At 66.1% G+C, this 12,054-nt stretch carries 13 protein-coding genes and 1 tRNA gene; 8 read left to right on the forward strand and 6 right to left on the reverse strand.

Annotation, left to right across the window (positions count from 1 at the left end; genetic code table 11):
* Nucleotides 1-3: 3 nt before the first annotated feature.
* Nucleotides 4-378, reverse strand: coding sequence for a cytochrome c (locus O5K39_RS14375; RefSeq protein ID WP_271144301.1), 375 nt, complete (start codon nucleotides 376-378; stop codon nucleotides 4-6).
* Nucleotides 379-911: 533 nt separating this feature from the next.
* Nucleotides 912-1,001: transfer RNA gene (locus O5K39_RS14380), tRNA-Ser, on the reverse strand.
* A 141-nt stretch (nucleotides 1,002-1,142) separates the two neighbouring features.
* Here O5K39_RS14380 and O5K39_RS14385 point away from each other — a divergent pair.
* Genes O5K39_RS14385 through O5K39_RS14415 form a run of 7 tightly spaced genes read left to right on the forward strand, consistent with a single transcriptional unit; the run spans nucleotide 1,143 to nucleotide 6,620 of the window.
* Nucleotides 1,143-1,934, forward strand: coding sequence for a septal ring lytic transglycosylase RlpA family protein (locus O5K39_RS14385; protein WP_271144302.1), 792 nt, complete (start codon nucleotides 1,143-1,145; stop codon nucleotides 1,932-1,934).
* A 49-nt stretch (nucleotides 1,935-1,983) separates the two neighbouring features.
* Nucleotides 1,984-2,622, forward strand: a complete 639-nt coding sequence (tmk, locus tag O5K39_RS14390) for a dTMP kinase (RefSeq protein ID WP_271144303.1) — start codon at nucleotides 1,984-1,986, stop codon at nucleotides 2,620-2,622.
* On the forward strand, nucleotides 2,619-3,626 hold the full coding sequence (locus O5K39_RS14395; protein ID WP_271144304.1) for a DNA polymerase III subunit delta': 1,008 nt from the start codon (nucleotides 2,619-2,621) through the stop codon (nucleotides 3,624-3,626). The genes tmk and O5K39_RS14395 overlap by 4 nt, the downstream gene beginning before the upstream one ends.
* Nucleotides 3,626-4,426 carry a TatD family hydrolase gene (locus tag O5K39_RS14400; RefSeq protein ID WP_271144305.1) on the forward strand — a complete coding sequence of 267 codons (801 nt, stop codon included), beginning with the start codon at nucleotides 3,626-3,628 and terminating at the stop codon, nucleotides 4,424-4,426. The genes O5K39_RS14395 and O5K39_RS14400 overlap by 1 nt, the downstream gene beginning before the upstream one ends.
* Nucleotides 4,419-5,234 carry an MBL fold metallo-hydrolase gene (locus tag O5K39_RS14405; protein WP_271144306.1) on the forward strand — a complete coding sequence of 272 codons (816 nt, stop codon included), beginning with the start codon at nucleotides 4,419-4,421 and terminating at the stop codon, nucleotides 5,232-5,234. The genes O5K39_RS14400 and O5K39_RS14405 overlap by 8 nt, the downstream gene beginning before the upstream one ends.
* A gap of 47 nt (nucleotides 5,235-5,281) precedes the next feature.
* Entirely contained in the window at nucleotides 5,282-6,382 is a 1,101-nt protein-coding gene (locus O5K39_RS14410; RefSeq protein ID WP_271144307.1) for a PLP-dependent cysteine synthase family protein, read from the forward strand.
* Between the two features lie 55 nt (nucleotides 6,383-6,437).
* Complete coding sequence (locus O5K39_RS14415) at nucleotides 6,438-6,620, forward strand: DUF3606 domain-containing protein (RefSeq protein WP_013269402.1); 183 nt, start codon at nucleotides 6,438-6,440, stop codon at nucleotides 6,618-6,620.
* 4 nt (nucleotides 6,621-6,624) lie between these two features.
* On the opposite strand, the gene O5K39_RS14420 is transcribed toward O5K39_RS14415, so the two are convergent.
* Nucleotides 6,625-7,992 (reverse strand): DUF4861 family protein, encoded by a 1,368-nt coding sequence (locus O5K39_RS14420; RefSeq protein WP_271144308.1) that lies wholly within the window; start codon nucleotides 7,990-7,992, stop codon nucleotides 6,625-6,627.
* 274 nt (nucleotides 7,993-8,266) lie between these two features.
* Here O5K39_RS14420 and O5K39_RS14425 point away from each other — a divergent pair, with 274 nt between their 5' ends.
* A complete protein-coding gene (locus O5K39_RS14425; RefSeq protein WP_271144309.1) occupies nucleotides 8,267-8,938 on the forward strand; it encodes a hypothetical protein in 672 nt (223 codons plus the stop codon).
* Between the two features lie 43 nt (nucleotides 8,939-8,981).
* Here O5K39_RS14425 and lpdA read toward each other — a convergent pair whose 3' ends face one another.
* The 3 genes from lpdA to O5K39_RS14440 form a co-directional block, all read right to left on the reverse strand.
* Entirely contained in the window at nucleotides 8,982-10,385 is a 1,404-nt protein-coding gene (gene lpdA / locus O5K39_RS14430; protein ID WP_271144310.1) for a dihydrolipoyl dehydrogenase, read from the reverse strand.
* Between the two features lie 96 nt (nucleotides 10,386-10,481).
* Nucleotides 10,482-11,435: a DUF3667 domain-containing protein gene (locus tag O5K39_RS14435; RefSeq protein WP_271144311.1), complete on the reverse strand. Its 954-nt coding sequence runs from the start codon at nucleotides 11,433-11,435 to the stop codon at nucleotides 10,482-10,484.
* 37 nt (nucleotides 11,436-11,472) lie between these two features.
* A complete protein-coding gene (locus tag O5K39_RS14440) occupies nucleotides 11,473-11,952 on the reverse strand; it encodes a glutathione peroxidase (protein WP_271144312.1) in 480 nt (159 codons plus the stop codon).
* Nucleotides 11,953-12,054: the final 102 nt, after the last annotated feature.

Raw genomic sequence — 12,054 nt, forward strand, 5'->3', positions numbered from 1 at the left:
GAATCACCGAGATGAATGCGTCTGAATGCTTTTAAGATAGGCGATCAAATCTGAATTTTCCTCTGCGGACATGATGAACTCGGGCATCGCCGCGTGCGCTGTGTCGATCCCTTCGGCAAAGGCCTCGGCCAGGTCGTCGACCGGATAGCGGAGAGTGAGGTCCCTGAAATGCGGTGCGCTCGCCAGCGGGCTTTTATCCGTCCAGTTGATCGCGTGGCAGCCGGCGCAGTTCGCTCTGGCATAGGCCGCTCCGCGCTGCTCCGTAGTGATGTTCGGAATCGCGGCAGCGACCAATGACTCCCGGGCAACCGGAACGATCGGCTGAACGGCACAGCTCGGCGCCCCGATGAGCAAGGCGAGGGCGACAAGATACTTCATGGACGGGCTCCTGACCTGCAGCCAACCTCCCATGCAGGTCCGTCCAGGTCGTTGATCAGGATCAAGGCGCCGATCGTGGTCACGCGGTTTGATTGCAGCGAACAGGATAGATGACACGCGTTTCGCCAGCCTCGGAAGCCCTCGTACTTCCGGAGAAAGTGCGGCGACATTCAGGTCGCGATGCATGTTCACCGCGCCCTTGTGGAGGGCGAGCAGATCCAGGTCGAGGGCGAGCGGCAGGGGGTGCACATTACGAGGCGGCTGAAGTTCCGGGGCGGGAAAGCGTGGTTGAGCGGCGAGGCACCGAAGCGCAGCCGGAGGAGCCAGGCCCTGATCAAGGCGCTGAAGCGCAGTCACTGGCTTCTGGCCACAGGGTCCGATGCAGACGGAGAACTGTAGCAGGTGCCGTCAATCAGGCTCCCCGCTGGCGCAATTTCGCGCTGTCACCTGCCTTCAACGGCGGACATCGGACGCGGGAAAGCCCGCACGGAGCGGGCCGGGCCGTACCGTGCTGTATCAATAGAGAAAAACGATGGCGGAAGAGGTGGGATTCGAACCCACGGACGGGTTTCCCCGTCGCCGGTTTTCAAGACCGGTTCCTTAAACCACTCGGACACTCTTCCTGACAGCGACGCCGCGATCGCCCGGAGGCGTTCGCGCTGCGGCGGGTCCATAGCAGGCCTTGGGCCGATTAACCAAAACGGAAATGTCTGACGGCACAATCCGGGTCTCGCCGGGCGCTTCCGGCCGCCGGAGAGCCGTTCATGAGAGCCGCCTGGACACGGGGTGCGCTGATCCTGGCCCTGACCGGGTTGCTGGGCGCGTGCGCCGGCCTCGGTGGGGCAGGGGGCGGATCACGGGTCCCGGTCGTCCGCGACCCTGCGCCCATCGTCGCCGGGACCATGCGGCCCTATCAGGTGCGCGGGCGCTGGTACCGCCCGGCCGAACAGCCGAACTATGACGAGACCGGCATGGCCTCCTGGTACGGAGCCCAGTTCAACGGTCGCCCGACCGCCAGCGGCGAACGGTTCGACATGACGGCACTCAGCGCCGCCCACAAGACCCTGCCTCTGCCGGCCCTGGTCGAGGTGACCAACCTGGCCAACGGCCGCTCGGCCGTCGTGCGGGTCAATGATCGCGGGCCCTTCGCCGAGAACCGCATCATCGACCTGTCGCGCGCCGCCGCCGAGGAGATCGGCCTGCTGGCCCGAGGCGTCGGCGAGGTCCGCGTCCGCTATATCGGGCCCGCGCCCCGCAGTGGTGGTGCAGGCCTTCAGTACGCCTCCTCTCGCCCGGCCGAACCGGCTCGATCGCGCGGCCGCGACGCAGACGACCGCTTCTGGGTCCAGGCCGGATCATTCTCCAACAGCGACGCCGCCCATCTGGCCGCCGAATCGCTGGGCGATCGGGCCAGGGTCAGCGCCGCCCGGGTCGATGGTCGCCGCTATTTCCGCGTCCTGGTCGGACCCTGGGACGACGCCAACGCCGCCGAACAGGCCCGGCAGGGCATCGTGGCGCGCGGCGTGCGCGATGCGCTGTTGATATCCGGCCGCTGATTTCGTCCCCGGGGTTGGCCCCGGGCGTCCCCGCCGTCATTGTGCCCCGATGCGCGGACGGTTCATCACATTCGAAGGCGGCGAGGGGGCCGGCAAGTCCACCCAGGTCGCCCGCCTGACCGAAACCCTGCGCAGCCAGGGCATCGACGTCGTCCGCACCCGCGAGCCCGGCGGCTCGACCGGTGCGGAGCAGATTCGCGACCTGGTCCTGAACGGCGCGGCCGAGCGCTGGTCGCCGATGACCGAGACCCTGCTGATGTACGCCGCCCGCGCCGATCATCTGGAGCGGACCATCCGGCCGGCCCTGGCCGCCGGCCGGTGGGTCCTGTGCGACCGGTTCGCCGATTCCAGCCGCGCCTACCAGGGGGCCGGAGGCGGGGTCGATGCGGCCTTCATAGAGCAGATGGACGCCGCCGTCGTCGGTGCCGACCAACCCGACCTGACCCTGATCTTCGACCTGCCCGTCGAGATCGGCCTGGCCCGTGCGCTGGGCCGGGGCGATGCGTCCGAAGTCCGCTTCGAATCCAAGGGCCAGGCCTTCCATCAGCGCCTGCGCGAGGGTTTCGCCGCCATCGCCGCCGCCCACCCCAACCGCTGCCGCGTCGTCGACGCTCAGGGGGATCCCGACGTCGTCTTCGCCCGGGTCCAGGCGGCGATCCAGCCCCTGCTGACCGCCGTGGCGGCATGAGCGAGCATCCGCGCGACCGCTTCGACCTGCAGCCGTCGCCGGACGCCGAACGGGCCTTTGAGGACGCGCGGACACGCGGCCGTCTGCACCACGCCTGGCTGCTGTGCGGGCCCGAGGGCGTAGGCAAGGCGACCTTCGCCTATCGCGCCGCTCGGCGATTGCTGGGTGCAGCGCCCGACCCGTCGCGCGGCCCGCTGGGCAGCCGTCCCGACGATCCGGTCTGCCGCCTGATCTCGGCCCAGTCCCATCCCGACCTGCTGGTGCTGGAACGGCTGGTCGATGGCGGCAAGACCAAGAAATCCATCTCGGTCGATCAGGCCCGCGACCTCCCCGAGTTCTTCTCCAAGAGCCCGTCCCAGGCCCAGGCCCGCGTGGCGATCATCGACGCCGCCGACGACCTGAATCTCAACGCCGCCAATGCCTTGCTGAAGATTCTTGAGGAACCACCCGAGCACGGCGTCCTGCTGATGGTCACCCATGCCCCGGGCCGTTTGCTGGCCACCATCCGGTCGCGCTGCCGTCGCCTGGCCTTTCCTGTCTGGTCACAGGATGCCCTGCGCCGCCTCGTTCTCGACCGGTCCGACGTCGACGAGGACGAGGCCGAACGGATTGCCGCCATGGCCGCGGGGTCACCCGGCGCGGCCCTGGCCCTGTCCGGCGGCCCCGCGCTCGACGCTGACCGTCTGGCCTGCCGCTGGGTCAAGGATGGTGCCGTCGATCGCGCCGAACAGCAGAAGATCGCCGACACCTTCCGGGGTCCCGAGGGACAGGGCCGCTTCGACACCCTGATGGACCGGCTGATCGCAGCCGTGAAGGCCCAGGCGCTGAATCAGCCGCCGGGGCAGGGGAGCGACTGGGCCGATCTCTGGAGTCGCCTGTCGGAACTACCCGATCGAACCGCCGGGCTCAACCTCGACCGGGGCGATGCGCTGGCCGGGGCCCTGGCCGATCTGGCGCGGGTCAAGATCAACAGCCGGGCCATGGGGCGAGGTAGAGCCGCCTGATGCTGATCGACAGCCACGTCAACCTGCACGCCCACCAGTTCGACGAGGATCGCGACGCCGTCATCGACCGCGCGCGCGCCGCCGGCGTCGGCCTGATGGTCGAGATTTCCGACAAGCTTTCGACCTTCGAGGCCACCCACGCCTTGGCCATGGCCCATGACGACATCTGGTGTACCGTCGGTGCCCATCCGCATGAGGCCAAGGACCACGCGGACATGACGGCGGAGAATCTGGTCACACTGTCCAAGCGCCCGCGCGTCGTCGGCATCGGTGAATGCGGCCTGGACTTCCACTATGACCTGAGCCCGCGCGACCTCCAGGCCGAGGTCTTTCGCCGTCACATCGACGCCGCCCGCCAGACCGGCCTGCCCCTGGTCGTCCATACCCGCGAGGCCGACGACGTCATGGCCGAGATTCTCAGCGAGGAACAGGCGAGGGGGCCCTTCAAATTCCTCATGCACTGTTACACCAGTGGCCCAGAACTGTCTGTTCTGGCTGCGGAACTCGGCGGATGGTTCTCGGTCTCGGGCATCGCCACCTTCAAGGCCGCCGAGGACGTGCGTCAGGTCATTCGCGCCATGCCCGCCGACCGCATCATCGTCGAGACCGACTCTCCATACCTGGCCCCGATCCCGCACCGGGGCCGGCGCAACGAACCCGCCTATGTCGGTCACGTCCTGACGAAGCTGGGAGAGATCCGGGGCTGGTCGCCGGAGGAGGCCGACCGCCGCACGACCGATGCCTTCTTCGCCCTGTTCGACGCCATTCCAGACCCCCGCCGGAGCTCAGACCATGTCTGAGCTGGAGATCACCATCCTCGGCTGCGGTTCGTCGGGCGGGGTGCCGCGCGGCGACGGCGACTGGGGGGCCTGCGATCCGGCCGAGCCGAAGAACCGGCGCAGCCGCTGCTCCATGCTGGCCCGACGGCGTGGGCCGGAGGGCGACACCGTGGCCTTGATCGACACCTCGCCGGACCTGCGAACCCAGATGCTGGCCGCCTCGGTCACGGCCATCGACGCCGTCCTGTACACCCACGACCACGCCGACCAGACACACGGCATCGACGACCTGCGGGTCTTCGCCATCCGCAACCGCAGGCGCATTCCGGCCTGGATGGACCCGCCGACCCACGCGGCCATGACGCATCGGTTCGACTACATCTTCGAGAGCAGGCACGGCTATCCCGCCATCCTCGAGGCCCGGGCCATCCCGCCGCACGGCGAACCTTGGTCCGTCGACGGGCCCGGCGGCGCGATTCCAATCGTGACCTTCGACCAGGCGCACGGGCCGATTCGCTCGGTCGGCTACCGGCTGGGGCCGGACCGGGTCGGCGGCGTCAGCTATTCCAGCGACGTGTCCGATCTGGATGACGATGCCCTGGACGCCGTGCGCGGTTCCGATCTCTGGATCGTCGACGCGCTGCGCTGGACGCCGCATCCGACACACGCTCACGTCGACCGCGCCCTGGACTGGATCGCACGCGCTGAGGTGAAGCGCGCCGTCCTGACGAACCTGCATATCGATCTCGATTACAATGACTTGAAGTCGAAAGTTCCGGGCAATGTGGATGTCGCTTACGACGGCTGGTCCACGACCATACCGCTCTGACCCTGTCCACTATTTCGCATAATATATCTTAGGCGCAAACTGCATTCATGTCCGACGTCCTGCCCACCGCCACCTCGGCACCCGTCTCACGCGACTGGACGGCCCACGCCGTGCGCAGGATCGAGGCCGACTACAACCGCTCCGCCGACACCCATCTGATCCCCGTTGACCTGCCGGCCCTGGCCGACATCGCCCTGTATCTGAAGGACGAGTCCAGCCATCCGACCGGAAGCCTGAAACACCGCCTGGCACGGTCGCTGTTCCTGTACGCCCTGTGCAACGGCTGGATCGGCGAAGGCATGACCATCATCGAGGCCTCCAGCGGCTCGACGGCGGTGTCGGAGGCCTATTTCGCCCGGATGCTGAAACTGCCCTTCATCGCCGTGGTCCCGCGCTCCACGGCGCCGGAAAAGATCCAGGCCATCGAGTTCTACGGCGGCCGGTGCCATTTCGTGGACCGTCCCGGCGACGCCTATGCGGCCTCTGAGCAGCTGGCCCGCGACTTGGGCGGCCACTACATGGACCAGTTCACCTATGCAGAGCGGGCCACCGACTGGCGCGGCAACAACAATATCGCCGAGAGCATCTTCGCCCAGATGTCGCGCGAGCCATGCCCAACCCCGCGCTGGATCGTCTGCGGTGCCGGCACCGGCGGCACCTCGGCCACCATCGGCCGTTTCGCCCGCTACAATCTGCATGACACCCAGGTCTGCGTCGCGGACCCTGAGGCCTCCGTCTTCCACCGCCACTGGGCCGACCGCACGGTTCAGACCACGTCTGAAGCGCCGTCCCGCATCGAAGGCATCGGTCGCGCCCGGGTCGAGCCCTCCTTCATCCCGGGCGTCATCGATCGCATGATCGCCGTCCCCGACGTCGCCTCTATCGCCGCCGCCCGTGTGCTGAGCCGCCGTCTGGGTCGGCGCGTCGGCGGCTCAACCGGCACCAATCTGTGGGCCTGCGCCCTGCTGGCGACCGAGATGGCCCAGGCCAGTGAACGCGGCTCGATCGTCTCCATCCTGTGCGACCATGGCGACCGCTACGCCTCCAGCTATTTCAACGACGACTGGCTGTCGGCCCAGGGCTTTGACGTCGGGCCGTACGAGCGCAGAATGGACGCCTTCTTCGCCGATGGCCGCCTCCCGGCCTGATGCAGCATACGCCCCCTACCCTCTGATCCTGTTCATATTTCTAACGGAACCCCACATGGCTGGTCTCAAGGACAAGCGCGGCTTCATCGACAAGGACCGCCTCGACCTGTCGGAACGCCAGGCCGTCGAATACTGGATGAAGCGCTGGGGCGTGACCCGCGACCAGATCACCGCCGCCCACCGCAAGGCCGGCCGCATGGTCAAGGACATCGCGGCCGAACTGGGCAAGAAGCGCTGACGTCTCAGGGCTTGCGATCCTCACGCACGGCCACCATCCTCGGCGGGCTGTTGTAGCTGCGGGCGCTGGCGGCGACGTAGTCGGCAAAGGCCTCCGGCGTCTTCAGCACCTCGCCCTCGCTCCACCCGGCCGCCAGCATATAGCGATAGGTCCCGTCGGCCCGCGCCGGGATGCGATAGACGTGGTTGCCGCCACGCGATTCCACGAACTGATACCGACCCCCGGCATCGTCGGGTACGATCAGGGCCGTGCCGGCGTACAGGATCGGTGCCTGCTGTTGCAGCCCCTCGACATCGTCCGGGTTGCGCAGCGCCTCGGGGGCCGCCGTCACCACCATATTCCCCGCCTGCCGCACGAAATTCTCGCCCGGCCGACGCCGCACCCCGACCGCGAAATCGGCCCCCGCCGCCCCCGGCTGCCAAGTCGGAAACCGCACCTCGGCGGTCGTGTAGTTCTGGCCGGCATAGGCGGTATAGGTCTGTTCGACCGCGTATCGCCCCTGCCCCGTGTCCCAGTTCATCGTGCGGATCCGCACCATGCTCCGCAACGGTCCGTTGACCAGGACCTCGAAGCTGTAGCGCGTATCCGCCTGCTGGCCCGCGTTGAACCGGTGTTCCAGATCGGCCCCGGGCGAGAAGCGCGGCCGGGCCAGCACGTCGCCTTCGAACACCCCGATCCCGCCGCCGCCGAAGCTGTCGTCCACCGACTGGATGTCGGCCCCATAGTCCGGATTCTCGGCCGAGACGCCGTATCCATCCAGGTTGCCCATATAGAGCCGGTTGGACATCAGCAGGGGTTTGCGCTTTGCATAGATGTCGATGTCGGTCGGAAACCACAGCTTCCACCCTACATTCTCGCTCTCCCAGAACGGCACCGTGTGCCGCATATAGGAGCCGATCGCCGCATGGGTCCGGTGCGGGTTCCAGCCGCGCTGCTGGAACCCCCTATAGACATAGAAGGTCCGCCGCTCGCCGGCCTTCAGGTCCGCTACGAAAAACAGCTCGTCCCAGACCCCGTCGCGATCCAGGTCGTCGAACTGATAGTCGATCGCCCGCCCGTTCGCCTCGCCCCGCCGCTCATGCGGCCCCTGACGCGCCAGCAGAGCCGGCGTCGGCTCCGGTCGGGATTCGCCTGTGGGGTCCACCAGGGTCGCGGTCAGCTCCTGGATGTCGGCCAGCATCGGCAACTGGTCGCGCCGTATGACGATGGGCTGATCCTTGCGATCCTCGTCCAGATCGTTGGCGATGACGATGGCGACGCGCTCCACCGGCACGAAATCGCCCTGAGTGTACCAGCCGTCCTGAGCGAAGGCCGAGCCCCCTGCTCCGGCTGCAATGAGCCCGATGGCCAGCGCCGCTGATACCTTGACCATGATCGTCCTCCGTCGGTCTCAAGCCGAATTGTCGGACGAATGTCGCGGCTCCGGAGCGTTTTGTCTACCGGTGTCAAATGATCCTGCGGGTAAAAAGATCGTTCGGGCAAATTGCGTTTGGACCACGGCGCAGAGCACATGGGCGAGCAGAGCGCCCAGGTCAGCGACGACGGCTTCAACTCGTGCCATTTCAGCCAGTTGTCCAAATCGGCGGCGGGACAAGCTTGCGGGTGTCGGGGGACCTGTTAACGCTGCTGCAAGCCGGGGGAGATTGATGGCTGATCCGTACGCATTCGATAGCCTGCTAGCCGAACGTGAAGCGGCTTACTGGGCGGCCGTTTCGGCATTTGCGACGGTATTCGGGCTTTTCGTAAACGTTGCTGCTGTTGGGGGGCTGATGTGGCAGCTACGGCAGAACCGCAGGGCTATTGAGGCGTCCACGTTGAGCGCTGGTGCTGCGGCTGAAGCCGTTCGCATCACGCGGGCGGAGGTTCGTCCTTGGATCAAGCTCGAGGTATTTGAGCCTACAAACGTCGATTTTCAGGCGAACGGGCAGACCATGCTGCGAGTTCCTTACAGGCTTACAAATGTTGGATCTCTGGTAGCGCTCAACGTGAGATTCTGGCCTGTCCAATGTGATTATCATCAGACAGATGAAATGAGAGCGATGCTACTCCAAGAGCGCACCAACCTGCACGGGGACACAATGTTCCCCGCTGAGGTACGTCCCTCGGAATCGATAATGGTGGCCATCAGAGACTTCAATGGTCGGCCTCAACTTCTCGGCAGAGTCTTTTACAGAGTGCCGGGTGAATCGTTCGACCGACGAACCTGCGTGATGATCTGGGGTTGCGTGCCGGAAAACCCCGCATTCTGGGGTCAACCGTCTTGGCCAGTTCTCCTCACAACCACGTTGCCCGAAATGCCAGAAGAACCGATTACCTGACTTCAGCCGTCGTTGAGAAGAGGACCCTCGAGTCTGCTGAGTCCTACAGGTGGATCGTCCGCCCATACGCATCCAGCGCCGCCTCGTGCATGGCCTCCGACATGGTCGGGTGCGGATAGACGATGCCGTGGATGTCTTCCTCGGTGGCTTCCATGGTGATGGCGGTGACATAGCCCTGGATCATCTCGGTGACCTCGTGGCCGATCATGTGGGCGCCGATCAGGGCGCCGGTCTTGGCGTCGAAGATGACCTTGACGAAGCCGTCGATCTCGCCCGCCGCCACGGCCTTGCCGTTCACCCGGAAGGGGAAGCGGCCGATCTTGACCTCGCGCTTGGCCTCGCGGGCCCCCTGCTCCGTCACCCCGACCGAGGCGACCTGGGGTTGGGCATAGGTGCAGCCGGCGATCGGCGAGACGACGTTGGGGGTCTTGTAGCCCGCGATATACTCGGCGGCGTGGATGCCTTCGTGGGACGCCTTGTGCGCCAGCCAGGGTGCCCCGGCGCAGTCGCCGATGGCGTAGAGGCCCTTCACGTTCGTGGCGCAGTGGCCGTCGATCTTGATGTGGCCCCGGTCCAGCACGACGCCCAGCGCCTCCAGCCCGATGCCGTCGGTATTGGCGGTGATGCCGACCGCAGAGATGCAGACCTCGGCTTCAAGCATTTCCGCCTTGCCCCCGGCCTCGATGGAGACGTGCACGCCCTTGCCGGCCTTCTTGACGGCGGTGACCTTGCAGCCGGTGCGGAACTTGATGCCGCGCTTCTCGAACGACTTCTGGGCGGCCTTGGAGACCTCTTCGTCCTCGACCGGCATGATGCGATCGACCGCTTCCACCACGGTCACTTCAGCACCCAGGGCGCGATAGAAGCTGCCGAATTCGATGCCGATGGCACCCGATCCGATCACGACGATAGAGGCCGGCATCTTTTTCGGAGCCAGGGCTTCGCGATAGGCCCAGATTCTGTCGCCATCGGCTTCCAGGCCGATCTGCGGGATGGCCTTGGCGCGGGCGCCGACGGCCAGCATGACCGCCTTGGCCTCGATCGTGCGCGATCCGCCGGCCTTCAGCGCCACCACGACCTTCGGGGCCGCTGCGCCCTTCTCCAGCTTGGCCGAGCCCTCGATCACCTCGATCTTGTTCTTCTTCATCAGGAAGGTGATGCCCTTGCTCATCGTCGCTGCGACCACGCGCGAGCGCTGGATGATGGCGTCGAAGTCGAAGGTCGCCCCCGATGCGGACAGGCCGTATTCCTTGAGGTGGCTCAAGGATTCGAACTTCTCGCCCGACTTCAGCAGGGCCTTGGTCGGGATACAGCCCCAGTTCAGGCAGATGCCGCCCAGGTTCTCGCGCTCGACGATCGCGACCTTCTGGCCCAGCTGGCTGGCGCGGATCGCGGCGACGTATCCGCCCGGACCGGAACCGATGACGATCAGATCAAACTCGGCCATGGCTCGGTCTCCGCAAAAGGGTGGTCGGTGCTTCTAGCGCCGGATGGCGCGGATCGGAACCCATTGGAATGAGACGGTAACCAGCCGTGACCTGACTCATGCCTGCATGAATTCGAGGAAGGCGTTGAAGTCCATGGCCGTGATGGCGACGACGATGGCCGCCGGCGCGAGGACCAGCAGGAAATACAGCCCGGTGTGAAGACCGACGCGCCAGATCGTATCAACCCATCCAAGGCCGTAGAACCGCTGCGCCGCGATCGCGACATAGGCAAGGTAGGGCGGCAACACCAACCACACCGGCAGACCCCCACCCCATTTGTTGACCAGGGCCAGACCGATCAGCAGGATGAAGGCGGTCGAATGGGCCCACATGCTGAACACGAGGTGTTCCACGAACAGCCGCCGGCGTCCGAAGAACAGCGCCAGCCACCCCGCATAGGCCGGCATCAGCAACCACACGGCGTTCGGCAGCCAGGCCGCCAGACGTTCCGAGACCACCGACTGCTCCCTATCGGCCTGGATGTCGTACTCCAGGTTCTCCCGGTCCATGGCGGTTGTGGCGCGCGCTGCGGCTTCGGTCATCGCCCGGGTGATCCGGGGATCGATGTCGGGCGTCACCCGGCGTTGCATCCACCGGACTTCCTCGACGGTGGCAGTAACGTGGACGGTCACACCATCGGGATCGGCCGTGGCCACGATCGTCCCCTGCCCCGGCAAGACCTCGCGAACGTACTGGTAGATCATCACGCCGCTGAAGTTCAGGGTCAGCAGGAACAGGGCGGTCGTCACCACGAAGATCTTGATCGGCGTGACGTAGCGGCTGCTGGCACCCGAGCGATAGGACCCCAGTAGCCGGGCCGGCTCCACGACCAGCGCCGCAGCGGTCCTGGCCAGCTTGCTGTCGATCACGCTGGTCTCGGAGAGGATTTCCAGCACCATCTGTCGCAGCGGACGCGGTCGGATGCGGGTGTCCTGCCCGCAGTCGTAGCAATATCGGCCCATCAGTGGGACGTTGCAGGCGGGACAGGGACCGGGGTCGGACTCAGACACGGTAACGATGGCCCTCCCCGCCGCTTTTCGACCCCCGTTATAAGAGGCGGGCGATCTCGGCTTCAAGCGAGCCAGGCGTGACCTGCGGGGCAAACCTGCCGACGACCCTGCCCTCTCGATCCGTCAGGAATTTCGTGAAGTTCCACTTGATGGTCCGTGAACCCAGAAAGCCCTTCTTCTGTTCGGTCAGCCAGGCATAGAGCGGGTGACGGTTCGGCCCGTTCACCTCGACCTTGTCGAACAGGGGAAAGGACGCTCCGAAATGGGTGGTGCAGAAGGTTTCGATCTCGTCCGCCGACCCGGGCTCCTGCGCGCCGAACTGATTGCAGGGGAACCCCAGAACTTCGAAAGGCTGGTCGGCGAAACGGCTGTGGAGGTCTTCCAGGCCGCTATACTGACCCGTGAAGCCACAGCGCGAGGCCGTGTTCACGATCAGGAGCGCCTGCCCCCTGAACCGGTCAAGCGAAATGTCGGCGCCATCGATGGCCCGGGCGGTGAAGTCATATACCGTTGTCATACCGCAAGCCTAAAGGCCCGCCGCAGCGGGGTCCACTCGGACGATCCGCGCCGGCGCCCTGCGATGGCGGTTTCAGCCCCGGAGAGCGTGAACACCGCCTGG

It is taken from the genome of Brevundimonas sp. NIBR10 (assembly GCF_027912515.1).
GTDB lineage: Bacteria > Pseudomonadota > Alphaproteobacteria > Caulobacterales > Caulobacteraceae > Brevundimonas.